This is a genomic window from Pseudomonas sp. BJa5, from assembly GCF_030272875.2.
Classification (GTDB): Bacteria; Pseudomonadota; Gammaproteobacteria; order Pseudomonadales; family Pseudomonadaceae; genus Aquipseudomonas.
The window spans coordinates 175073-197735 of the sequence record NZ_JALRNG020000001.1 but is presented as its reverse complement, the minus strand read 5'-3'; the positions used below and the strand labels follow the sequence as shown (position 1 = coordinate 197735).

General features: G+C 64.0%; 19 protein-coding genes. 4 read left to right on the top strand and 15 right to left on the bottom strand.

Annotation, left to right across the window (positions count from 1 at the left end; genetic code table 11):
• Positions 1 to 81: 81 nt before the first annotated feature.
• Positions 82 to 420, bottom strand: coding sequence for a Mor transcription activator family protein (locus tag M2D63_RS00985; RefSeq protein WP_405308832.1), 339 nt, complete (start codon positions 418 to 420; stop codon positions 82 to 84).
• Here M2D63_RS00985 and M2D63_RS00980 point away from each other — a divergent pair.
• Entirely contained in the window at positions 337 to 654 is a 318-nt protein-coding gene (locus M2D63_RS00980; RefSeq protein ID WP_405308830.1) for a hypothetical protein, read from the top strand. The two genes, M2D63_RS00985 and M2D63_RS00980, sit on opposite strands and share 84 nt — an antisense overlap.
• A gap of 229 nt (positions 655 to 883) precedes the next feature.
• A complete protein-coding gene (locus M2D63_RS00975) occupies positions 884 to 1072 on the top strand; it encodes a hypothetical protein (RefSeq protein WP_285860846.1) in 189 nt (62 codons plus the stop codon).
• A gap of 36 nt (positions 1073 to 1108) precedes the next feature.
• Here M2D63_RS00975 and M2D63_RS00970 read toward each other — a convergent pair whose 3' ends face one another.
• Entirely contained in the window at positions 1109 to 1495 is a 387-nt protein-coding gene (locus M2D63_RS00970) for a fe2+ zn2+ uptake regulation protein (RefSeq protein ID WP_285860845.1), read from the bottom strand.
• Between the two features lie 208 nt (positions 1496 to 1703).
• Between M2D63_RS00970 and M2D63_RS00965 the strand changes: the two genes are divergently transcribed.
• Positions 1704 to 4016, top strand: a complete 2313-nt coding sequence (locus tag M2D63_RS00965) for an acylase (RefSeq protein WP_285860843.1) — start codon at positions 1704 to 1706, stop codon at positions 4014 to 4016.
• A gap of 76 nt (positions 4017 to 4092) precedes the next feature.
• Here M2D63_RS00965 and yegQ read toward each other — a convergent pair whose 3' ends face one another.
• The gene (gene yegQ, locus M2D63_RS00960; RefSeq protein ID WP_285860841.1) at positions 4093 to 5412 is read right to left on the bottom strand and encodes a tRNA 5-hydroxyuridine modification protein YegQ; all 1320 of its coding nucleotides are present in this window, start codon (positions 5410 to 5412) and stop codon (positions 4093 to 4095) included.
• 123 nt (positions 5413 to 5535) lie between these two features.
• On the opposite strand from yegQ, the gene M2D63_RS00955 reads away from it, so the two are divergent.
• On the top strand, positions 5536 to 6600 hold the full coding sequence (locus M2D63_RS00955) for an AI-2E family transporter (RefSeq protein WP_285860839.1): 1065 nt from the start codon (positions 5536 to 5538) through the stop codon (positions 6598 to 6600).
• On the opposite strand, the gene M2D63_RS00950 is transcribed toward M2D63_RS00955, so the two are convergent.
• The 12 genes from M2D63_RS00950 to nuoC form a co-directional block, all read right to left on the bottom strand.
• Positions 6597 to 8675: a TonB-dependent receptor domain-containing protein gene (locus M2D63_RS00950; protein WP_285860837.1), complete on the bottom strand. Its 2079-nt coding sequence runs from the start codon at positions 8673 to 8675 to the stop codon at positions 6597 to 6599. The genes M2D63_RS00955 and M2D63_RS00950 overlap by 4 nt on opposite strands.
• Positions 8676 to 8868: 193 nt before the next feature.
• Positions 8869 to 10338 (bottom strand): NADH-quinone oxidoreductase subunit NuoN, encoded by a 1470-nt coding sequence (nuoN, locus tag M2D63_RS00945; RefSeq protein ID WP_285860836.1) that lies wholly within the window; start codon positions 10336 to 10338, stop codon positions 8869 to 8871.
• A 7-nt stretch (positions 10339 to 10345) separates the two neighbouring features.
• Positions 10346 to 11878: an NADH-quinone oxidoreductase subunit M gene (nuoM, locus tag M2D63_RS00940; protein WP_285860835.1), complete on the bottom strand. Its 1533-nt coding sequence runs from the start codon at positions 11876 to 11878 to the stop codon at positions 10346 to 10348.
• A 39-nt stretch (positions 11879 to 11917) separates the two neighbouring features.
• On the bottom strand, positions 11918 to 13771 hold the full coding sequence (nuoL, locus tag M2D63_RS00935) for an NADH-quinone oxidoreductase subunit L (RefSeq protein WP_285860833.1): 1854 nt from the start codon (positions 13769 to 13771) through the stop codon (positions 11918 to 11920).
• Positions 13768 to 14076 carry an NADH-quinone oxidoreductase subunit NuoK gene (gene nuoK / locus M2D63_RS00930; RefSeq protein ID WP_028944232.1) on the bottom strand — a complete coding sequence of 103 codons (309 nt, stop codon included), beginning with the start codon at positions 14074 to 14076 and terminating at the stop codon, positions 13768 to 13770. The genes nuoL and nuoK overlap by 4 nt, the downstream gene beginning before the upstream one ends.
• A 4-nt stretch (positions 14077 to 14080) precedes the next feature.
• Complete coding sequence (nuoJ, locus tag M2D63_RS00925; RefSeq protein WP_285860831.1) at positions 14081 to 14581, bottom strand: NADH-quinone oxidoreductase subunit J; 501 nt, start codon at positions 14579 to 14581, stop codon at positions 14081 to 14083.
• A gap of 9 nt (positions 14582 to 14590) precedes the next feature.
• On the bottom strand, positions 14591 to 15139 hold the full coding sequence (gene nuoI, locus M2D63_RS00920; RefSeq protein ID WP_009400993.1) for an NADH-quinone oxidoreductase subunit NuoI: 549 nt from the start codon (positions 15137 to 15139) through the stop codon (positions 14591 to 14593).
• Between the two features lie 11 nt (positions 15140 to 15150).
• Positions 15151 to 16158, bottom strand: a complete 1008-nt coding sequence (gene nuoH / locus M2D63_RS00915; protein ID WP_285860830.1) for an NADH-quinone oxidoreductase subunit NuoH — start codon at positions 16156 to 16158, stop codon at positions 15151 to 15153.
• The gene (nuoG, locus tag M2D63_RS00910; protein ID WP_285860829.1) at positions 16155 to 18869 is read right to left on the bottom strand and encodes an NADH-quinone oxidoreductase subunit NuoG; all 2715 of its coding nucleotides are present in this window, start codon (positions 18867 to 18869) and stop codon (positions 16155 to 16157) included. Before nuoG ends, nuoH begins: the two co-directional genes overlap by 4 nt.
• Before the next feature lie 131 nt (positions 18870 to 19000).
• On the bottom strand, positions 19001 to 20368 hold the full coding sequence (gene nuoF / locus M2D63_RS00905; RefSeq protein WP_285860828.1) for an NADH-quinone oxidoreductase subunit NuoF: 1368 nt from the start codon (positions 20366 to 20368) through the stop codon (positions 19001 to 19003).
• Positions 20365 to 20862 carry an NADH-quinone oxidoreductase subunit NuoE gene (gene nuoE / locus M2D63_RS00900; protein WP_285860826.1) on the bottom strand — a complete coding sequence of 166 codons (498 nt, stop codon included), beginning with the start codon at positions 20860 to 20862 and terminating at the stop codon, positions 20365 to 20367. The genes nuoF and nuoE overlap by 4 nt, the downstream gene beginning before the upstream one ends.
• A 2-nt stretch (positions 20863 to 20864) precedes the next feature.
• Entirely contained in the window at positions 20865 to 22646 is a 1782-nt protein-coding gene (gene nuoC / locus M2D63_RS00895) for an NADH-quinone oxidoreductase subunit C/D (protein ID WP_285860823.1), read from the bottom strand.
• Between the last annotated feature and the right edge of the window lie 17 nt (positions 22647 to 22663).

The following is a 22663-nucleotide window of genomic DNA, read 5'->3' as shown; positions in this document are numbered from 1 at the left end:
GCTGGCTGGATCCGTGGCTGGCCTGGCCCTTGACGTCGAGCTTGAAGCGCCCCCAGCCCAGGGGGCGCCAGGGTGATTGGCTCAAGCCGTGGAACCTGGGTGCGGGTGCGATTCCAGCCGGCGGATGTTGCCGATCTGGCGCAGGCTCAAACCGTACTTGTTGGCCAGCACACTGCGTGAAAGACCTTCAGCGCTTTCCTGTTGGATCTGTTGATTGCGCAACTGGCGAAGAAAGTGATCGGCCTTGGGGATCTCCAGGGCCATGCCGGCAAACCGTTTGATCAGCGCATCGAGGGCCTGGGGCGGCAGCACCTCGGCCAGGCCCGTGCGTTCGCGATGCTTGGGAATGTATTTGGGACGACCGCCGAAGGCGCAGGTCAGGTTGTAGGCGTTTTCGATACCCAGGCATTCGATGAGCATCTGCAGCGAATGGGGCAACTGGTGGATGTCGATTCGTTCGAGGTCGCGCAGTTCCATGGTGACTTCCTTGTAGAGGATGGCTTGACACTGCAATGGTTGAACATCCGGGCGGGTCGCAACAGGCTGCAAGCGCGGCAGGAACGGTGGGTATCGGCCATGTGGTGTGTAGGCAACCTGGACCGGAACCTTGGGAAAACCGTAAAAGATTCGCCCAGGCCCCTTGTATTACCGTGATTGCCAGGATCATCGAGGTGCAAGGTCGGGCAACCCATGCTCAATGACAGGGGCGGGCGCTGACAGGCTCAGGGCAACGGTGGGCAGTCCATCGGGGGAAGTTGAAACGCCATGGTTTCAGCTGCAAGGACGGGGCAGAAGGAGGAAATTGTCCGCGCGCGCCCGGCTGCGTTGTATGATGCGCCCGGGTCGTTCCGGACCTTTATCCCGTTGTCGCAAGGAAATACCAATGACTCAAGGTCAACGTTTGAAATACTCCCTACTGATCGCTTTGGCGGTGCTGGCGATCATGCTCGGCCTGTCCTACTTGCAGAAACAGGGCGTCATCACTGAGCAGGTGTTCCAGTACATCGCCATCGCCATCGCCGTGGTGGTCGTGGTGATCAACGGCATCATGCGCCGCAAGGTCAAGTTCTGAGGCGCACCGCGCGGCCGGCAGGTGCCGGCCTTGCGCCTAGCATGAGCTGGCCTGGGCCAGAATGCTGCGGGCCTCGGGGTTGAGGCTGTAGCACTTGTCGTTGCCCAGGCTGATCACGCCTTCGGCGCACAAACGCTTGAGCACTTCGCGAACGCTGAGGAACGACAGCGGGATATCCAGCTGTTCAAGCTGGCTGTGGATCCCGCGCACACCGATGCTGCGGCCCTCCCGGTCGGCTACGTGCAAGGCGTCGATGACCTTGAGGCGGATCAGGCTGGTACGCAGCCCGTAACACCTGAGCAGTTCGCGAATATGCTCATTACCCGGGCGCTCGCTGTCGCCGCCGTGGGCTTTTGCCGTCAGGGCTTGCCGAGGTTTTCGCTCGAGCCTGCTGGCGATCATCGCCTGTTGCTGGTTGTGCATGTGCATGCTCCCTTCCGTGGCCAGTCCATTTACCATCAAGTTTGATGCCTTCACCCTATAAGACGAATGAGACGGGCAAAACTGCAGTGCCTGGCGAAAAAAAATCTCGGGTCACTCAGGTAAAGACGTTTCGACCCCTTCTTTGGCGTAAATTTATCCCGCGTGCTTCGTTCAATCAGGATCAACCCTGATTGCTGCAGGAGTACCCGTGAGCAAACCCCGTCCCCTGGCCTGCATCTGTCTGGCCGGCCTGCTGTGCGCTTTCAGTCTTCCCGCCCAGGCCCGTGCCGATGCCAGTGAGGCCAGCGCCGAAATCCGTCGCACCAGTTTTGGCGTCCCCCATATCCTGGCCAGGGATGAACAGGGCCTGGGCTACGGTATCGGTTACGCCTATGCCCAGGACAACCTGTGTCTGTTGGCCAATGAAGTGGTCACGGTCAATGCCGAACGTTCACGCTACTTCGGCCCCGACCAGCTGACCGTCGAGCAGCGCAAGAACCTGGTCAGCGACCTGTTCTTCAGCTGGCTGAATACGCCTGCCGCGGTGGCCGGCTTCTGGCAGGCGCAACCGGCCCAGGTACAGGCGCTGCTGGAGGGCTACGCCAAGGGATACAACCGGGCGCTGGCCGAACGCAGGGCCCGGGGGCCGGGCGCCGAGTGCCTGGATGCGCAGTGGTTGCGAGCGATCACCCCCCAGGACCTGGTCAAGCTGACCCGCCGCCTGCTGGTCGAAGGTGGCGTGGGGCAATTCGCCGAGGCGCTGGCAGGTGCAGTGCCGCCCAATGCCGTAGCCAGCCTGGCGCTGGACATGAGCGTCGCCCAGGCGCGCCAGGACAACTTCGCCCTGGAGCGCGGCAGCAACGCGGTGGCTGTCGGCCGCGAGCGATCGGCCAGCGGACGCGGCATGTTGCTGGCCAACCCGCACTTCCCGTGGTTCGGCGGCATGCGCTTTTACCAGATGCAACTGACCGTGCCCGGCAAGCTGGACGTCATGGGCGCCGCGCTGCCCGGGCTGCCGCTGATCAACATCGGCTTCAACCGTCACCTGGCCTGGACTCATACGGTGGATAGCTCCCGACATTTCACCCTGTACCGGCTCGAACTCGATCCCAAGGACCCGACCCGCTACCTGCTCGATGGCAAGTCGTTGCCAATGACCCGCCAGGCCGTGACGGTGACGGTCAAGGGCGAGGACGGCAAGCACTCGACGGTCAGCCGTGATGTCTACAGCTCGGTGTTCGGCCCGGTGGTGCAATGGCCAGGCAAGCTGGACTGGAACACGCAGCACGCCTACAGCCTGCGCGATGCCAACCTGGACAACACCCGGGTCTTGCAGCAGTGGTACCGCATGAACCAGGCCGACAGCCTCAAGGCACTGCAGGATTCGGTGCAGCAGCTACAGGGCATTCCCTGGGTCAACACCCTGGCGGTGGATGCCGGGGGCGACACCTTGTACCTGAACCAGTCGGTGGTGCCCTATGTGGATGCCGCCTTGCTGGCCCAGTGCAGCGATCCGGCCGCCGGGCAGGAGCTGATTGTGCTCGATGGATCGCGTAGCGCCTGCAACTGGAAAGTCGACCCGCGCGCTGCCCAGCCGGGTATTTTCCCAGCACGGATGCAACCCAGCCTGAGTCGTGCCGACTTCATCCAGCATGCCAACGACTCGGCCTGGATGGTCAACCCGGCGCAGCCCCTGCGCGGCTTTTCACCGCTGATCAGCCGTGACGACCAACCCCTGGGGCCACGCAGCCGCTTCGCCCTGCAGCGCCTGGCGCAAGGCGGCAAACTGACCGGTGCCGACCTGCAGCAGATGGTCATGGACAACCAGGTGTACCTGGCCGAGTTGCTGATGCCGGATATACGTCAATGGTGTGGCGTCCAGGCGTCCGATGCCCGGCTGAGCGCGCTGTGCGACAGCCTGAAGGCCTGGAATGGGCGTGCGGACCTGGACAGCGGTATTGGCCTGGTGCATTTCCAGAACATCGTGCAAACCCTGCTCAAGCGCCCGGATATCTGGCGCGTGGCGTTCGATCCGCAGGATCCGCAGCACACGCCCCGTGGGCTGGCGGTCGAACGTGTGGAGGTGGCGGCAGCGCTCAAGGACGCGGCGCTGGCCTCCAAGGCCCAGGTGGAAAAGGCCGGCCTTGGCGCCGATGTGCGCTGGGGGCAGATCCAGCAGGCCGCCGATGGCACGCCGATTCACGGCGGCCCCGCGGCCCTGGGTGTCTACAACGCGATCCAGAGTGTGCCGAGCGCTGGGGGCAAGCGCCTGGTGGTCAGTGGCACCAGTTACCTGCAGTTGGTGACCTTCGATGACAAGGGGCCACAGGCCTTGGGGTTGCTGGCGTTCTCGGCGTCCAGCGAAGCGGGGTCGGCCCATGCCGGGGACCAGACCCGTGCCTTCTCGGCCAAGCAATGGCATGTGATTCCGTTCACCGACGCGCAGATCAAGGCGGATCCGCAGTATCACCTGCAGGTGATTCGTGAGGTGGATAGGCCGGCGGTGGCGACTGCGCCTTGAGCTGCAGGCCTCTTCGCGGGGCAAGCCCGCTCCCACTGGCGATGTAGGCACCTGTAGGAGCGGGCTTGCCCCGCGATCACTGCACCAGTTCGCGCAACAACAAGCCATACCCCAGGTCCACCTGCTCAGGGATCGGCAGGTAGACCGTATGCCCATCCCCCGGCGCCACGTCGATCGCCGCACCCTGGTGATCGCGCAGTTGATGCAGGTCGAAGTGGTAGTTGCCCCGTGGCGTCATCAACTCCAGGTGATCGCCCAGGGCAAAGCGGTTCTTGACCCGCACTTCGGCCAGGCCATCGACCCGTTCACCGGTCAGCTCACCGACGAACTGCTGGCGATCCGAAACGGAGTTGCCGCGCTGGTAGTTCTGGTATTCGTCGTGCACGTGACGGCGCAGGAAACCTTCGGTATAGCCGCGCTGGGCCAGGGATTCGAGGTTGAGCATCAGGCTGCGGTCGAACTCGCGGCCGGCCACGGCATCATCGATTGCCTGGCGATAGGCCTGGGTGGTGCGCGCGCAGTAGAAGTGCGACTTGGTCCGTCCTTCGATCTTCAGCGAGTGCACGCCCATGCGCGTCAGCCGCTCGACATGCTGCACGGCGCGCAGGTCCTTGGCGTTCATGATGTAGGTGCCGTGCTCGTCTTCGAAGGCCGGCATGTCTTCGTCCGGGCGGCTGCTTTCCTGCAGCAGGAACACCTGGTCGGTGGGGGCACCGATGCCCAGGGTCGGCTGCACTTCGCGCACGATGTCGCCGCTGGCATCTTCAGTGGCCGGCGTGGCGCTGTATTTCCAGCGGCAGGCATTGGTGCAGCTGCCCTGGTTGGCGTCGCGACGGTTGAGGTAGCCCGAGAGCAGGCAGCGACCGGAATAGGCCATGCACAGCGCGCCATGGACAAACACCTCCAGCTCCATCTGCGGCACCTGCTGGCGGATCTCCTCGATCTCTTCGAGCGACAGCTCGCGGGACAGGATCACCCGGCTCAAGCCCTGGCTGCGCCAGAACTCGACACTGGCCCAGTTCACCGTGTTGGCCTGCACCGACAAGTGGATGGGCATCTGCGGAAAATGCTGGCGTACCAGCATGATCAGTCCGGGATCGGACATGATCAGCGCATCGGGGGCCATTTCGATCACCGGCGCCAGGTCCTTGAGGAAGGTCTTGAGCTTGGCGTTGTGCGGGGCGATGTTGACCACCACGTAGAAGCGCTTGCCCTGGGCTTGCGCTTCCTTGATGCCCAGGGCCAGGTTGGCATGGTCGAATTCATTGTTGCGCACCCGCAGGCTGTAGCGCGGCTGGCCGGCGTAGACCGCATCGGCGCCATAGGCGAAGGCGTAGCGCATGTTCTTCAGGGTGCCGGCAGGGGCGAGCAGTTCAGGTTTGGCTGGCTGGGTCATGATCGGGTCGCGGCAAAAGGCGCGGATGCTACCGCTGTCGCGGCGCGCTGTTATTGATCTGGGTCAAGGGCACTTTTGCCCGTGCGCCGGGCACTAATGTTGAGAGCCGCCAAGGAGCCGCCCATGAGCGAGACCGTCCAGCAACACAAGGCCCTGCTTCTGTTACTGACCCTGGTGACCCTGGCGTTCATCTGGATCCTGCTGCCGTACTACGGCGCTGTGTTCTGGGCCGTGACCCTCGGCATCCTCTTCGCCCCCCTGCAGCAACGCCTGTTGCTGCGCCTGGGTTGGCGCCGTAACCTGGCGGCCGGAGCGACCCTGCTGGTGTGCCTGGTGATCGCCATCCTGCCGGTGATCGTCATCAGCACCTTGCTGGTGCAGGAAGGCGCGGCCCTGTACAAGAGCATCGAGGGCGGCCAACTGGACATTGCCGGCTACATCGAGCGTTTCAAGGACATGCTGCCGGCCTTTGTCCAGAATGGCCTGGAGCGCATGGGCATCGGCAACCTGGAGGGCCTGCGCGACAAGATCGCCAAAAGCGCAGTGCAGGGCAGCCAGTTCTTCGCAAGCCAGGCCTTCAGCTTCGGCCAGGGCACGTTCGACCTGCTGGTGAGCTTCGGCGCGATGCTGTACCTGCTGTTCTTCTTTCTGCGCGACGGCGCGGAACTTGCCCGCAAAGTCCGCACTGCGCTGCCGCTGGCCGAGCAGCAGAAGCGACGCCTACAGCTGAAGTTCAACCGGGTGGTGCGGGCCACGGTCAAGGGCAATCTGGTGGTGGCGGTGACCCAGGGCGCGCTGGGCGGGGTTATCTTCGGCCTGCTCGGCATTCCCGGCCCGCTGGTCTGGGCGGTGCTGATGGCCTTTTTGTCGCTGCTGCCTGCGGTGGGGGCGGGGATTGTCTGGGCGCCGGTGGCCCTCTACTTCCTGGCCACCGGCGCGATCTGGCAAGGCGTGGTGCTGGCGGCGTTCGGGGTGTTCGTCATCGGCCTGGTGGACAACCTGCTGCGACCGATCCTGGTGGGCAAGGACACGAAAATGCCCGATTACCTGGTGCTGATCTCCACCCTGGGCGGGCTGGCGGTGTTCGGCCTCAACGGCTTCGTGATCGGGCCGTTGATCGCCGCGCTGTTCATCTCCAGCTGGGCGATCTTCGTCTCGACCAAACCGCAGGTGCAGCTGCCCAGCTAGCGGAAGCTGTAGGAGACCCCGGCATAGACGGCAAAGCCTTCGCCCGGGGTCGAACGGGCAATGTCCTGGCCCTTGTCGTTGTAGCCCGGGGTGACGGTGGCGGCGTAGCGCTTGTTGGTCAGGTTGCGCAGGTCGAGCCAGGTCTGCCAGTCCTGTTTCGGCGAGTTGTAGCCCAGCGTGGCGCCGAGCAGCGCGTAGGCGTCGGCCGGGTAGCTGTTGGCATAGTCGACCTGGACCTTGGACGCCATCTGGGTGTTGAGCCCGGCGTACAGGCCGCTGGGCAGGTCGAAGCGCAATTCGGCCTGGTAGTAGTGCATGGGGATGCCGGGCAGGCGGTTGTCGCCGAAGGTATCGTCGTCGCGATAGTGGAAGTCGCTGAAGGTGTAGGCCTGGCGCAACGACAGCCTGCCGACGGTCGAGCGCTCCCAGAGCAAGGTATCGAGGCCGGCTTCGACACCCTGGTGGACGGTGGGGCTGGCGTTGAATTCGGCGGCGGGGAGGCCCGGGACGATTTCGACGGCAAGCAGTTCGTGGCGGACATCGGCGTAGTACCAGGCCAGGTCCCAGCGACCGATTGCCGAGTCGCCCCGGGCGCCCAGCTCCAGGGTGGTGGCGGTCTGGTTTTGCATCTCGATCGGTTGGGTCTGCAGGCCATTGACCGCAGGCGAGCTCCAGATCAACGCCCAGGGATGCGGTGGTTCCACCGAGCGACTGAGGTTGCCATACAGCTGCAGGCTCGGGCTCAGGTCATAGCGCAGGCCCAGGCGTGGCGCGTAGTCCCAGTCATGCTGGCTGACCTTGCCGCCCGTTGCCGGGTAGGTCACTTCACTTTCGCGGCGGGTGTAGATCATTGCCAGGCCGCTGGTCAGCCACAGGTCGGGAATCAGCTCCAGCTCGTTGCCGACATGCACGACGCTGTCCGAGCCCTGGTAGCTGAAGTCGCGGGTCCGGGTGCCCACGGGCATGTCGGGCCGCGACTGCACGCGGACAAACTCCGAGGCGCCACTGTTGGGCAGATGCTTGGTAGTCCGCCAACCGACCGTGGTCTTGCTTTCGTGGCCGAACAGCGTGTCGCGGCGGAAATAGTTCAGGGTGCCGCTGACATCGGTATAGGCAACCTTCAGGCGATTGGCACCCTCGCGCAGGTCCATCGGGTAGTCGTGGTAGACCAGCCCGGCCTCCAGGCTCGAATCGTCGTCCAGGTAGAAGGTGGTCTTGTTGCCCAGCCAGGTACTGCCCGGTTGCGGGCGGCTGGCATCGCGGCTCAGGTACAGCGGGTTGGCTGCGCGCGGGTCATGCTCGATCTGTGCCTTGGTCAGGCGTCCGGCCAGGTCGTTCTCGGTTTCCCGGTAGCGCAGGTAGAAGCGGGTTTCCAGGTTGGGGTTGAAGCGATAGCCGACATTGGCGGCGATGCCCTTGCTGCTGCCGCTGCTGTGCTCCTGGTAGCCGTCGTACTCCGAATCGGTCAGGGCCAGGTAGTAGTCCAGGTCGCCCAGCACCTGGCCCGAGCTGATCTGGCGCTTGGCGTAACCGTGGCTGCCCAGTTCATAGCGCACCTGCAAAGGCGCGGCGTCACGGCCGGTGTGGGTGATGTAGTCGATGGCACCACCCAGGGCCAGGGCGCCCCGGTCAAAGCCGTTGGCGCCGCGCAACACTTCGGCGCGACTCAGCCACAGGGGTTCGAACAGCTCATAGGGGGTGCCACCGGGGCCGGTCAGCGGCAGGCCGTCGAACATGGTGTACACCCCGGAGCCGTGGCTGCCCGGCGCACGGTTGATGCCCGAGCCGCGGATCGACAGCTTGATGCCGTCGTTGCCGGCGGACTGGGCGAACACGCCGGGCTGGTAGGCGAGTACATCCTGGTTGCTGGCGACCCGGCCTTGTTCTACCCGTTGCATGTCGATCAGGTTGCTGGCGCCGGGTATCTGCTGCAAGCGTTCGCGGGCGTCTTGCAGCTCGCTCTGCTCCTGTTCCTGGATCAAGACCTGATCCAGTTCAATACCATCACTGGCCTGGACTGAAGCAGCGCAGGAAATCAACAAGGCAAGGGAAGAGCGGGGCAGGGTGGGGCGCATCGAGGGGGTTCCGGGACTGAGAGCGGGAATCAGACGTCACAACTCTCAGACGAAGCACAGTCATGGATCTGTACTGGGTTTATCGCGGGGCAAGCCCGCTCCTACGGTGGGGCGGGTTTGCGCCGCGATATTGATGTGTCGGCCGAAAACAAAACACCCCGCCGAGGCGGGGTGTCTGTCATTACACGATCGATCAACCGATCAGTTGCAGGCCTGCGTGCTGGACCATGTCCAGCAACGGCTGCGGGTACACACCCAGGACGAAGGCGAGGATGGCGATGGCCAGCAGCATCACGCCACCGGTGCGCTGTTCCCAGTTCAGCGGGGCATCGTGACGACGCAGGTTCGGCTCGATCAGGAACAGGGTGACCATGACGCGCAGGTAGTAGAACACGCCGATGGCACTACCGATCACCAGGGCACCCACCAGCCACCACAGCTGCGACTCGACGCCGGTGGCGATGATGTAGAACTTGCCGATAAAGCCTGCGGTCAGCGGGATACCGGCCAGCGACAGCATCATCACGGTCAGCACTGCGGTCAGGTACGGACGGCGCCAGAACAGGCCGCGGTACTCGTACAGGGCGTCAGCGTCACGGCCGCTGTAAGGCGAGGACATCAGGGTGATGACACCGAAGGCGCCGAGGCTGGTGATCACGTAGGTGACCAGGTACACACCGATGGCTTCCACGGCCAGGCCCTTGCTCGCCACCAGGGCGATCAGCAGGTAGCCGAAGTGGGCGATCGACGAGTAACCGAGCAGACGCTTGAGGTTGCTCTGGGTCAGGGCCAGCAGGTTACCGATGAGGATCGAGGCAACCGCGATCACCGACAGTACAGTGGTCAGCACGCCGCTGCTGGCAGCAGGGGAGAGCATGAACAGGCGCACGACGACGGCGAACACCGCGACCTTGCTGGCGGTGGCCAGGAAGGCGGCGACCGGCGCCGGAGCACCTTCGTACACGTCCGGGGTCCACAGGTGGAACGGCACCAGCGACAGTTTGAAGGCCAGGCCGACCAGCATCATGCCCAGGCCCAGTTGCGCCAGCAGGCTTGGCATGCTGGTGGCCGCCAGGGCCTTGCCGATACCGTCGAAGCTCAGGCTGCCGGCGTCGGCGTACAGCAGGGCCATACCGAACAGCAGGAAGGCGGAACCGGCGGCCGACAGCACCATGTACTTGATGCCGGCTTCCAGCGAACGCTTGTTGAAGAAGGCGTACGCAACCAGGCCGTAGACCGGCACCGAGAGCAGTTCCAGGCCGATGAACAGGCCCGCCAGGTGCTGCGCGCTGACCAGTACCAGGCCACCCAGGGCAGCCATGAGGATCAGCAGGTACAGCTCTTCGCGGTTGCCCGGGTAGCCTTTGCCGCCATCACCCAGGTAGGCGTGGGCGAGGGTGACGCAGGCCAGGGTGGCGACCAGGATCAGCGCCATGTACAGGCAGGCGAACTTGTCGATGGTCAGCAGCGGGGTGACCGCCAGAGGAACGATCTTGAGTACCGGCAGGATCGACAGCAGGGCCAGGTTCAGGCCCACGGTCGAGAGCAGGAAGGTTTGCGAGTGGTTGCGGCGCCAGGCGATCGCCAGCATCACCACGACAACGGTGATGGTGGTGATCAGCAGTGGCGCAAGCGCGATAAAGTGTTGAATCGTCAGGTCCATAGCGCTCTTACCGGGCCGAAGCGAGTTGAGTGAAAGCAGAGCCGAACCACTGCTGCACACCGCTCATGGTGGCAGCAGAAGTGTCCAGGAACGGCTGCGGGTAGACGCCCAGCAGGATCAGCAGGCCAGCCAGGCCCAGCACCATGATCATTTCGCGGGTATCCATGCCGGCCAGGACTTCCTCGGATTTCGCCGGGCCGAAGTAGGCACGGTGAATCATGATCAGCGAATAGACCGAACCGAACACCAGGCCGCTGGTAGCGATCACGGTGACCCATGGCGAGGCGACGAAGGCACCGATCAGGATCAGGAACTCGCCGACGAAGTTGCCGGTGCCCGGCAGGCCCAGGGACGCTGCAGCGAAGAACAGGCTGATGGCCGGCAGGTAGGCGATACGGTGCCACAGGCCACCCATCTGACGCATGTCACGGGTGTGCAGGCGCTCGTACAGCTGGCCGGCGAGGATAAAGAGTGCCGCCGCCGACAGGCCGTGGGCCAGCATCTGGATCACCGCGCCTTGCAGGGCTTGCTGGCTGCCGGAGTAGATGCCGATCAGCACGAAGCCCATGTGCGAAACGCTGGAGAAGGCGACCAGGCGCTTGATGTCGGTCTGGGCGAAAGCCAGGAAGGCACCGTAGAAGATACCGATCAGGCCCAGGGTCATGGCGATGGGCGCGAACTCTGCCGACGCGTTCGGGAACAGCGGCAGGGCGAAACGCAGCAGGCCGTAGGCCGCCGTCTTCAGCAAGATACCGGCCAGGTCCACGGAACCTGCGGTCGGTGCCTGGGCGTGGGCATCCGGCAGCCAGGAGTGGAACGGTACCACCGGCAGCTTGACCGCGAAGGCGATGAAGAAGCCGAGCATCAGCACGTATTCGGTGCCGACTGGCAGTTCAGCCTTGAGCAACTGGGTGTAGTCGAAGGTGATCACACCGGTGTTGCCGTAGTTGACCAGCACCAGACCGAGGATCGCCACCAGCATGATCAGGCCGCTGGCCTGGGTGAAGATGAAGAACTTGGTCGCGGCGTAGATCCGGGTCTTCTTGCCATCCGAGGAGCTGTGACCCCAGAGCGCGATGAGGAAATACATCGGCACCAGCATCATTTCCCAGAAGAAGAAGAACAGGAACAGGTCCAGGGCCAGGAACACACCGACCACGCCGCCCAGGATCCACATCAGGTTGAGGTGGAAGAAGCCGACGTGACGCTGGATCTCTTTCCAGGAGCACAGTACCGAGAGCACACCGAGCAGGCCGGTGAGCAGGATCATCAGCAGCGACAGGCCGTCCAGGGCCAGGTGCAGGCTGATGCCGAAGCGCTCGATCCATTGAACCTTGAATTCGAGCGCCCACTCGGGCGCGGCGCCCGGGGCAGGGGCCAGGGTGTAGTCGCCGTTGGCCCACAGCCAGAGGCCGATACCAAGCAGCAGGGACATGGTCAGCAGCGCAATCCAGCGCGGCAGGGTGGCGCCGAAGCGCTCACCCAGCCAGCACAGCAGGCCGCCGATGAAGGGGATCAGGATCAGCCAAGGCAAAATCATGACGGGCTCAATTCCTTTCGCAAAGTCGCAAGGTTCATATCAGACCGCAGCCATCAACACGGCGCCGAGCACAAGCACGGCACCCACGGCGATCGAGGCGGTATACCAGCGCAGCTGACCGGTTTCGGTTTTGCTCATGGCGGCGTGTCCGCCACGGGCCATACGCGGAATCAGGCCGATGCTGCGGTCAACCGGATCCTTGCGCAGGATGTGGGCGATCAGCAGGTAAGGTTTGACGAACAGCTTGTCGTAGATCCAGTCGAAGCCCCAGGCGGCGAACCACCAGGCCGACAGGACGCGGCCGATGCCGCTGTTGGCGACGGCGGTGACGAAGCGACGCTTGCCCAGGAACAGCACCGCGGCCAGCAGGATACCGGCGATGGCGATGGCGCCCGAGGCGATCTCCAGGCTGTGCTTGGCTTCACCGCCGGCATGGCCGGCACTTTCCGGCAGCACGCCGGCCAGTGGTGGGTGGATCCAGGCGCCGACGAAGGTCGACAGCACGATCAGCACACCCAGCGGCAGCCAGTGGGAAATACCGTGGCCAGCGTGGGCTTCGGTCTTGGCTTCACCGTGGAAGGTGATGAAGATCAGGCGGAAGGTGTACAGCGAGGTCATGAACGCGCCCACCAGGCCTGCGTACAGCAGGTTGGTGTTGCCACTGGCGAAGGCTTCCCAGAGGATCTCGTCCTTGGAGTAGAAGCCGACGGTCAGGATCGGCAGGGCAGCCAGGGCGGCACCACCGACGACGAAGCTGGCGTAGGCCAGTGGCAGTTTCTTCCACAGGCCACCCATCTTGAAGATGTTCTGCTCGTGGTGGCAGGCAACGATCACCGCACCGGAGGCAAGGAACAGCAGGGCCTTGAAGAAGGCGTGGGTCATCAGGTGGAAGATCGCCGCGTCCCAGGCGCCAACGCCCAGGGCCAGGAACATGTAGCCGATCTGGCTCATGGTCGAGTAGGCGAGGATACGCTTGATGTCGGTCTGCACCAGCGCGGCGAAGCCGGCCAGAACAAGGGTGATGCCGCCGACCACGCCTACCAGGTGCAGGATGTCCGGCGCCAGGGTGAACAGGCCGTGGGTACGGGCGATCAGGTAGACACCGGCGGTCACCATGGTTGCGGCGTGGATCAGTGCCGAAACCGGGGTAGGGCCGGCCATCGCGTCCGCAAGCCAGGTCTGCAGTGGCAGCTGGGCCGATTTACCGACCGCACCACCGAGCAGCATCAGGGTCGCCAGTTCCATCCAGAAATCACCGGCCTGGAACTTCTGCGGCGCCAGCACCAGCAGCTCTTGCACATTCAGGGTGCCGAGCTGGGCGAACAGGATGAACAGGCCGATGGCCATGAACACGTCGCCGATACGGGTGACGATGAAGGCTTTGAGTGCGGCGTTACCGTTGTTGCGGTTGCTGTAGTAGAAACCGATCAACAGGTAGGAGCACAGGCCTACGCCTTCCCAACCGAAGTAGATGAACAGCAGGTTGTCGCCCAGCACCAGGAACAGCATGCTGGCGATGAACAGGTTGGTGTAGGCGAAGAAGCGCGAGTAGCCGGCTTCACCACGCATGTACCAGGAGGCGAACAGGTGGATCAGGAAGCCCACACCGGTGACCACACCGAGCATGGTGACCGACAGGCCATCCACGTACAGGGTGAAGTTCGGCGCAAAGCCGTCCACCGACATCCACTGCCACAGCAGCTGGCTGTACGCGCCGCCTTCAGGCGGAGCGACGTTGAACTGCCAGATCACGTAGGCGGCCACGGCGGCCGAGAGGCCCACCGAACCGACGCCGACCAGCGCCGACAGGTTTTCGGACCAGCGGCCGCGCGAGAACGACAGCAGCAGGAAGCCGATCAGGGGGAATAAGAACGTCAGGAAGATAAGGTTCATCCGCGCATCTCACTGGCAGCATCGATGTCGAGAGTATGGAAGCGGCGATACAGCTGCAGCAGGATCGCAAGGCCGATACTGGCCTCGGCGGCTGCCAGGCTGATCACCAGGATGAACATGATCTGTCCATCCGGCTGCGCCCAGCGGCTGCCGGCAACGATGAACGCCAGTGCCGAGGCGTTCATCATGATTTCCAGGCTCATCAACACGAACAGAATGTTGCGGCGCACCATCAGGCCGACCAGACCGAGGCAGAACAGGATGCCGGCGACCGCCAGCCCGTGCTCGAGAGGAATTGCAGGCATGTGATTACTCCTTCGCCTCGTTGCGGCCGAGGTGGAAAGCCGTCACCGCTGCAGCGAGCAGCAGCATCGAGGCCAGTTCCACCACCAGCAGGTAAGGACCATACAGGCTGATGCCGACTGCCTTGGCGTCGACCGTGGTGTGGCCGATGCCGCCACCGCTTTCGCTGCCGAACAGGACGTACAGCAGTTCGAGCAGCAGCAGTGCGGCCAGGACCACCGGTCCCAGCCAGATGCCCGGCTTGAGCCAGCCACGCTCCTGGGCGACCGAGGCCGGCCCCAGGTTGAGCATCATCACCACGAAGACGAACAGCACCATGATGGCGCCAGCGTAGGCGATCACTTCCAGGACACCGGCGAACGGAGCGCCGAGGGCGAAGAAGGTCATCGCCACGGAGATCAGCGAAATGATCAGGTAGAGCAGGGCGTGCACGGGGTTGGTGTTAGTGATCACCCGAAGGGTGGACACCACAGCGACACCGGATGCGAAATAGAAAGCGAATTCCATCTTTCTTCCTTAAGGGAGCAAGCTCTTCACGTTGATCGGCTCGGCTTCGTTCTGCGCGGCGCCTTTCGGCTTGCCGGCAACGGCCATACCTGCAACACGGTAGAAGTTGTAGTCAGGGTTCTTGCCGGGGCCGGAGATCAGCAGATCTTCTTTCTCGTACACCAGATCCTGACGTTTGAACTCGGCCATTTCGAAATCCGGCGTCAGCTGGATCGCGGTGGTCGGGCAGGCTTCCTCGCAGAGGCCGCAGAAAATGCAACGGGAGAAGTTGATGCGGAAGAACTCCGGGTACCAACGACCGTCTTCTGTCTCGGCTTTCTGCAGCGAGATGCAACCGACCGGGCAGGCCACGGCACACAGGTTGCACGCTACGCAGCGCTCTTCGCCATCCGGGTCGCGGGTCAGGACGATGCGGCCACGGTAGCGTGGCGGCAGGTAGACCGGCTCTTCCGGGTACTGCAGGGTGTCACGTTTGCGAAAACCGTGAGAGAACACCATCACCAGGCTGCGCAGCTGGGTGCCGGTGCCCTTAACGATGTCGCCAATATACTTGAACATGGGTCAAATCCTCACTGGGCCGCAACAGCTGGCGCGTTGTAGAGCACGAGCGCAGCGGTCACCAGCAAATTGATCAGGGTCAGCGGCAGGCAGAACTTCCAGCTGAAGTCCATCACCTGGTCATAGCGCGGGCGCGGGATCGAGGCGCGCAGCAGGATGAACAGCATGATGAAGAACGCGGTTTTCAGGGCGAACCAAATGAACGGGATCTGCGGCAGGATGCCGAACGGGCCGTGCCAGCCACCGAAGAACAGGGTCACCAGCAGCGCCGAGACCAGGATGATGCCGATGTACTCACCGACGAAGAACATGCCCCATTTCATGCCGGCGTATTCAATGTGGTAACCGTCGGCCAGTTCCTGTTCCGCTTCCGGCTGGTCGAAGGGGTGACGGTGAGTCACGGCCACGCCAGCAATGAAGAAGGTGCAGAAGCCGAAGAACTGCGGAATGATGAACCACAGGTTCTGCGCCTGGTAGTCGACGATGTCGCGCATGTTGAACGAGCCGACCTGGGCAACGATACCCATCAGCGCCAGGCCCATGAACACTTCGTACGACACGGTCTGGGCCGAGGCCCGCAGGCTGCCGAGCAGGGCGTACTTGTTGTTCGACGACCAGCCGGCGAAGAGCACGGCATAGACCGACAGACCGGCCATGGCGAAGAAGAACAGCAGGCCGATGTTCAGGTCCGCCACGCCCCAGGTCGGGGTGATCGGGATGATCACGAAGGCGATCAGCAAGGCACTCATGGCCACGACCGGCGCCAGGGTGAAGATCATCTTGTCGACGAAGGGCGGGTTCCAGTCTTCCTTGAAGAACATCTTCAGCATGTCGGCAGCGATCTGGAACATGCCGAACGGGCCGACGCGGTTCGGACCGTAACGGTCCTGCCACCAGCCCAGCAGGCGCCGCTCGACGAAGCTGAGCAGCGCGCCGCAGACCACCACCGCCAGCAGGACCACGATGGCCTTGACGACAGCGATGATCACATCGATCACTTCGGGGGTGAACCAGGTCATTGTGCTGCCTCCTGCAGGCCTTCGACGGATGCACCGAAGATGGCTGGCGGGATACCGGCCAGGCCTTTCGGCAGGGCAACCAGGCCTGCGCCCAGTTCTTCATTGATGCGCAGCGGCAGACGCAGGGTCACACCTGCCACGTTCAGGCTGAGCAGTGCACCGTCGTTGACACCCAGGCGGTCGGCTTCGGACTTGGCCAGGCCGACGTAGGCTTGCGGGATGCGTTCCTGCACCGGTGCTGCGCGTGAGGAGTTCTCTTCGCTGCCGAACAGGTGGTAGAACGGCACGGCCTGCCAGGTGCCACGGGCCGGGGCGAAAGCGCCCGGAATGGCGGCGAACCACTTGAGCTTGTCGCCCTCGGATTCGATCAGGCGGGTACCCGGGTCACCGGCGCGCAGGCTGCCACCGACTTCGTCCTGGAACTTGTTCCAGGCCTGCGGCGAGTTCCAGCCCGGCGACCAGGCGAACGGCACCTGCGAGCGCGGTTCGGCGGAGCCCGAGTAACCTTCCATGGAGAAGGCGAACGGGGTGTCCTTGTCTTGCGGGGTACGCGGCTCGTGCACGCTGATGTTGGCGCGCATGGCGGTACGACCGGAGTAGCGCAGCGGCTCGCGGGCCATCTTCATGCCCTTGATGCGGAACGCAGCGCTTGGCGCGGCATTGACGATGCCGGTCAGTTGCGGCGCGGCCGAGGCGCAGGCGCTGGTGACGTGGTCCAGCTGGGTCCAGTCCACCGGCTTGTTGAGCAGGGTGGCACGCAGGGCGTGCATCCAGCGCCAGCCTTCGTGGACCAGGATGCTGCTGTCCAGGTAGGTCGGATCGAACACCTGGAAGAAACGCTGGGCACGGCCTTCCTGGCTGACCAGGGTGCCGTCGCCTTCGGCGAAGCTCGCCGCCGGCAGCACCAGCTGGGCGCGGTCGGTGGTGGCGGTCTTCTGGTGGTCGGCAACGATGACCACCTTGGCAGCGGCCAGGGCAGCGTCGACCTTGGCGGCCGAGACGCGGCTGTACAGGTCGTTTTCGAGGACGACGATGGCGTCGGCCTTGCCGGAGATTACAGCGTCCAGGGCGGCGTCGACCGACTCGCCACCGAGCATGGCCAGGCCCAGGCTGTTGGCCTCAGGCACCACCAGGCTCAGGGAGCCGTTCTTGGCGCGCAGCTTCAGGGCCTTGGCGATGTTGGCGGCGGCTTCGATCAGGGCCTTGGAGCCCAGCGAAGTACCGGCGACCACCAGCGGACGGTTGGCGGCGACCAGGGCATCGGCGATGCGCTTGGCCAGTGCCAGGGCTTCGGCGTCCAGGCCTTCGACGGCCGGGGCGCTCGGATCGATGGCGTGGGCCACGGCAAAACCGATGCGGGCCAGGTCATCCGGCGCTGCGTGTACGCACTCTTCGGCGACGTCGTCGAGCTTGGTCTCGGCCAGGCTGGCGATGAACAGCGGGTACAGGGCGTGCTGGCCGATGTTCTTCACTGCGGCATCCAGCCACGGCTGGACGCGCATGGCGTCGGCCATGGCCTCGGCCTTGCCCTTGACCGACTGGCGCAGGGCCAGGGCGACGCGGGCGGCGGTCTGGGTCAGGTCTTCGCCGAGGACGAACACGGCGTCGTGGTCTTCCATCTCGCGCAGGGTTGGAACCGGCAGCGGGCTGTCGTTCAGCACCTGCAGGGCCAGGCGCACGCGCTCCAGCTCACCGGCTTCCATGCCCGAGTAGAAGTGCTCGGCACCGACCAGCTCGCGCAGGCCGTAGTTGCTTTCCAGGCTCGCGCGTGGCGAACCGATACCGACGATGTTGCGACCGCGCAGCATGTCGGCGGCCTTGTCCAGCGCCGCGTCCAGGCTCAGCTTGGTGCCGTCGGCCAGCAGTGGCTGGCGTGGGCGGTCTGCGCGGTTGACGTAGCCATAGCCGAAACGGCCACGGTCGCACAGGAAGTATTGGTTGACCGAGCCGTTGTAGCGGTTCTCGATGCGGCGCAGTTCGCCGTAACGCTCGCCCGGGCTGATGTTGCAACCGCTGGAGCAGCCATGGCAGATGCTCGGGGCGAACTGCATGTCCCACTTGCGGTTGTAGCGCTCGGAATGGGTCTTGTCGGTGAACACACCGGTCGGGCAGACCTCGGTGAGGTTGCCGGAGAACTCGCTTTCCAGCACGCCGTCTTCGACGCGGCCGAAGTAGACGTTGTCGTGGGCACCGTAGACGCCCAGGTCAGTGCCGCCGGCGTAGTCCTTGTAGTAGCGCACGCAGCGGTAGCAGGCGATGCAGCGGTTCATCTCGTGGGCGATGAACGGGCCGAGTTCCTGGTTCTGGTGGGTACGCTTGGTGAAACGGTAGCGGCGCTCGTTGTGGCCGGTCATTACCGTCATGTCCTGCAGGTGGCAGTGACCGCCTTCCTCGCACACCGGGCAGTCGTGCGGGTGGTTGGTCATCAGCCATTCGACGACGCTGGCGCGGAACGCCTTGGACTCTTCGTCGTCGATGGAAATCCAGGTGCCATCGGAGGCCGGGGTCATGCACGACATGACGATACGACCACGGGTGTCATTCTCGTCGGTGTATTGCTTGACCGCACACTGGCGGCAGGCACCGACGCTACCGAGCGCCGGGTGCCAGCAGAAATAGGGAATGTCGAGGCCGAGCGACAGACACGCCTGTAACAGGTTGTCTGCACCGTTGACTTCGAGCGCTTTGCCGTCTACGTGGATAGTGGCCATGGTTCAAAGTTCTTCGTTGGCCCGCGTCTGCGGGCGTGGCTAATGGAAATCTGTGTGCCTGCGGCCCGCGCAGGGAGTACCTGGCGAGCCGCCTTGGCAGCGGGCGGCACGGACCGCCCGCGTTCTATTTGTTATGCGCCGACGACGATCGGCTTGGCCAGGTTCGGGCGCAGGGCTTCGCTGCCTGGTGCTACAGGTGCGACGCCGGCCTCGAACTCCGGACGGAAATACTTGATGGCACTGCCCAGCGGCTCGACGGCGCCCGGTGCGTGGGCGCAGAAGGTGCGGCCAGGGCCGAGGAAGTTGACCAGGCCCAGCAGGGTCTCGATGTCTTCCGCCTTGCCTTGACCCTTCTCCAGGGCGCGCAGCATCTTCACGCTCCACGGCAGGCCGTCGCGGCATGGGGTGCACCAGCCGCAGGATTCGCGGGCGAAGAACTCTTCCATGTTGCGCAGCAGCGAGACCATGTTGATGCTGTCGTCGACCGCCATGGCCAGGCCGGTACCCATCCGGGTACCGACCTTGGCGATGCCGCCGGCGTACATCTGTGCATCCAGGTGCTCGGGCAGCAGGAAGCCGGTACCGGCGCCGCCAGGCTGCCAGCACTTGAGCTTGTAGCCGTCGCGCATGCCGCCGGCGTAGTCTTCGAACAGCTCGCGGGCGGTAACGCCGAACGGCAGCTCCCACAGGCCCGGGTTCTTGACCTTGCCGGAGAAGCCCATCAGCTTGGTGCCGTGGTCTTCGGAGCCTTCGCGGGCCAGCGACTTGTACCAGTCGATGCCGTTGCCGACGATGGCCGGCACGTTGCACAGGGTCTCGACGTTGTTCACGCAGGTCGGCTTGCCCCAGACGCCAACGGCGGCAGGGAAGGGCGGCTTGGAGCGCGGGTTGGCGCGGCGGCCTTCGAGGGAGTTGATCAGTGCGGTTTCTTCACCGCAGATGTAACGCCCGGCGCCGGTGTGCACGAACAGCTCGAAGTCAAAACCGCTGCCCAGAATGTTTTTGCCCAGCAGGCCCGCGGCCTTGGCTTCATCGATGGCGCGGTTGAGGTTGCGTGCTGCGGTAGTGTATTCGCCACGCAGGAAGATGTAGCCGCGGTAGGCCTTCAGCGCGCGGGCGCTGATCAGCATGCCTTCGACCAGCAGATGGGGCTGTTGCTCCATCAGCATGCGGTCCTTCCAGGTGTTGGGCTCCATTTCGTCCGCGTTGCACAGCAGGTAGCGGATGTTCATGGATTCGTCTTTGGGCATCAGGCCCCATTTGACGCCGGTGGGGAAGCCCGCACCGCCACGGCCCTTGAGGCCGGAATCTTTCACGGTCTGGACGATATCGTCCTGGGACATCTGTGCCAGGGCCTTGCGGGCGGCGGCATAGCCGTCCTTGGCCTGGTACTCGTCGATCCACACCGGCTCGCCGTCGTCACGCAGGCGCCAGGTCAGCGGGTGCGTTTCGGCCGAACGGGCGATGCGGTTGGCCGGGCCGAAGGAAGTGATGGTCATACGTAACCCTCCAGCAGCTTGGAAACGCCAGCAGGCTGGACGTCGCCAAAGGTGTCGTCGTCGATCATCAGCGCCGGGGCCTTGTCGCAGTTGCCCAGGCAGCACACCGGCAGCAGGGTGAAGCGGCCGTCGGCGGTGGTCTGGCCCAGGCCGATGCCCAGCTCGCTCTGGATCTGGCTGACCACGGACTCGTGGCCGCCGATGTAGCAGACCATGCTGTCGCAGACGCGGATGATGTGCCGGCCGACCGGCTGACGGAAGATCTGACTATAGAAGGTAGCCACGCCTTCGACATCGCTGGCAGGAATGCCGAGCACTTCGCCGATGGCATAGATGGCGCCGTCCGGCACCCAGCCACGTTCCTTCTGGACGATCTTCAGGGCTTCGATGGACGCCGCGCGCGGGTCCTCGTAGTGATGCATTTCGTGCTCGATGGCCGAGCGCTCGGTTTCGCTCAGGACGAAACGGTCAGTCTGGATAAGCGTGCTGTTCATGCTTAGCGGTCCACGTCAGCCATAACGAAGTCGATACTGCCCAGGTACGCAATAAGGTCGGCAACCATGCTGCCGCGGATCACCGAAGGGATCTGCTGCAGGTGCGGGTAGCTCGGGGTGCGGATCCGGGTGCGGTAGCTCATGGTGCCGCCATCGCTCGTCAGGTAGTAACTGTTGATGCCCTTGGTCGCCTCGATCATCTGGAAGGATTCGTTGGCCGGCATGACCGGGCCCCACGAAACCTGCAGGAAGTGGGTGATCAGGGTTTCGATGTGCTGCAGGGTGCGCTCTTTCGGCGGCGGCGTGGTCAGCGGGTGATCCGCCTTGTACGGGCCTTCCGGCATGTTGCGCAGGCACTGGTCGATGATGCGGATACTCTGGCGCATCTCCTCGACACGGACCATGCAGCGATCGTAGGCATCGCCGTTGTGGGCCAGCGGTACTTCGAACTCGAAGTTCTCGTAGCCGGAGTAGGGGCGGGCCTTGCGCAGGTCGAAGTCAAGACCGGTGGAACGCAGGCCGGCACCGGTGACGCCCCATTCCAGCGCCTGCTTGGTGTTGTACTGGGCAACGCCGATGGTACGACCCTTGAGGATGCTGTTCTGCAGGGCAGCCTTGGTGTACTCGTCGAGGCGTTTTGGCAGCCATTCGACGAAGTCCTTCACCAGTTTGTCCCAGCCACGCGGCAGGTCGTGGGCGACGCCACCGATGCGGTACCAGGCCGGGTGCAGGCGGAAGCCGGTGATGGCTTCGATTACGGTGTAAGCGCGCTGACGGTCGGTGAAGGTGAAGAACACCGGGGTCATGGCGCCGACGTCCTGGATGTAGGTGCCCAGGAACAGCAGGTGGCTGGTGATGCGGAAGAACTCGGCGAGCATGATGCGGATCACGTCGACCTTCTGCGGCACCTGGATACCGGCCAGCTTCTCGACCGCGAGCACGTACGGCAGGTTGTTCATCACCCCGCCGAGGTAGTCGATACGGTCGGTGTAGGGGATGAAGCTGTGCCAGGACTGGCGCTCGGCCATCTTCTCGGCACCACGGTGGTGGTAACCGATGTCCGGTACGCAGTCGACGATCTCTTCACCGTCCAGCTGCAGCACGATACGGAAGGCACCGTGGGCCGAAGGGTGGTTCGGGCCCAGGTTGAGGAACATGTAGTCCTCGTTGGCGCCATGACGCTTCATGCCCCAGGCTTCAGGGTTGAAGCGCGCGGCTTCTTCCTCGAGCTGTTGCTTGGCCAGGGTCAGGCTGTACGGATCGAACTCGGTGGCGCGGGCAGGGTAGTCCTTGCGCAGCGGGTGACCTTCCCAGGTCGGCGGCATCATGATCCGGGTCAGGTGCGGGTGGCCGGCAAAGTCGATGCCGAACATGTCCCAGACTTCGCGCTCGTACCAGTTGGCGTTCGGCCAGATACCGGTGACGGTCGGCAGGTTCAGGTCGCCTTCGCTCAAGGCCACCTTGATCATCACGTCGCTGTTACGTTCCACCGACAGCAGGTGGTAGAACACGCTGAAGTCGGCAGCCGGCAGGCCGCGGCGCTGGGTGCGCAGGCGCTCGTCGACACCGTGCAGGTCGAACAGCATGCTGTACGGTTTGGCGACATTGCGCAGGAAGCTCAACACTTCCTTGAGTTTGGCGCGGGTAACCCAAAGCACCGGCATGCCGGTGCGGGTTTCCTGGGCGACGAACGCCTCCGGGCCGAATTTGTTGTTCAGTTCGACGACCACATCCTGGTCGTCAGCCTTGTAAGGCGGGATATAAATAGCGGTGTCCGCTGTCATGGTCTCGGTCGCTTTCG

Excerpts from the sequence above, each read along its gene's own strand:
- M2D63_RS00980 (WP_405308830.1), top strand. The coding sequence starts at position 337 with ATGCTTGGGAATGTATTTGGGACGACCGCCGAAGGCGCAGGTCAGGTT.
- M2D63_RS00985 (WP_405308832.1), bottom strand. The coding sequence starts at position 420 with ATGCTCATCGAATGCCTGGGTATCGAAAACGCCTACAACCTGACCTGC.
- M2D63_RS00975 (WP_285860846.1), top strand. The coding sequence starts at position 884 with ATGACTCAAGGTCAACGTTTGAAATACTCCCTACTGATCGCTTTGGCG.
- M2D63_RS00970 (WP_285860845.1), bottom strand. The coding sequence starts at position 1,495 with ATGCACAACCAGCAACAGGCGATGATCGCCAGCAGGCTCGAGCGAAAA.
- yegQ (WP_285860841.1), bottom strand. The coding sequence starts at position 5,412 with ATGACCCAGCCAGCCAAACCTGAACTGCTCGCCCCTGCCGGCACCCTG.
- M2D63_RS00955 (WP_285860839.1), top strand. The coding sequence starts at position 5,536 with ATGAGCGAGACCGTCCAGCAACACAAGGCCCTGCTTCTGTTACTGACC.
- M2D63_RS00950 (WP_285860837.1), bottom strand. The coding sequence starts at position 8,675 with ATGCGCCCCACCCTGCCCCGCTCTTCCCTTGCCTTGTTGATTTCCTGC.
- nuoN (WP_285860836.1), bottom strand. The coding sequence starts at position 10,338 with ATGGACCTGACGATTCAACACTTTATCGCGCTTGCGCCACTGCTGATC.
- nuoM (WP_285860835.1), bottom strand. The coding sequence starts at position 11,878 with ATGATTTTGCCTTGGCTGATCCTGATCCCCTTCATCGGCGGCCTGCTG.
- nuoL (WP_285860833.1), bottom strand. The coding sequence starts at position 13,771 with ATGAACCTTATCTTCCTGACGTTCTTATTCCCCCTGATCGGCTTCCTG.
- nuoK (WP_028944232.1), bottom strand. The coding sequence starts at position 14,076 with ATGCCTGCAATTCCTCTCGAGCACGGGCTGGCGGTCGCCGGCATCCTG.
- nuoJ (WP_285860831.1), bottom strand. The coding sequence starts at position 14,581 with ATGGAATTCGCTTTCTATTTCGCATCCGGTGTCGCTGTGGTGTCCACC.
- nuoI (WP_009400993.1), bottom strand. The coding sequence starts at position 15,139 with ATGTTCAAGTATATTGGCGACATCGTTAAGGGCACCGGCACCCAGCTG.
- nuoH (WP_285860830.1), bottom strand. The coding sequence starts at position 16,158 with ATGACCTGGTTCACCCCCGAAGTGATCGATGTGATCATCGCTGTCGTC.
- nuoG (WP_285860829.1), bottom strand. The coding sequence starts at position 18,869 with ATGGCCACTATCCACGTAGACGGCAAAGCGCTCGAAGTCAACGGTGCA.
- nuoF (WP_285860828.1), bottom strand. The coding sequence starts at position 20,368 with ATGACCATCACTTCCTTCGGCCCGGCCAACCGCATCGCCCGTTCGGCC.
- nuoE (WP_285860826.1), bottom strand. The coding sequence starts at position 20,862 with ATGAACAGCACGCTTATCCAGACTGACCGTTTCGTCCTGAGCGAAACC.
- nuoC (WP_285860823.1), bottom strand. The coding sequence starts at position 22,646 with ATGACAGCGGACACCGCTATTTATATCCCGCCTTACAAGGCTGACGAC.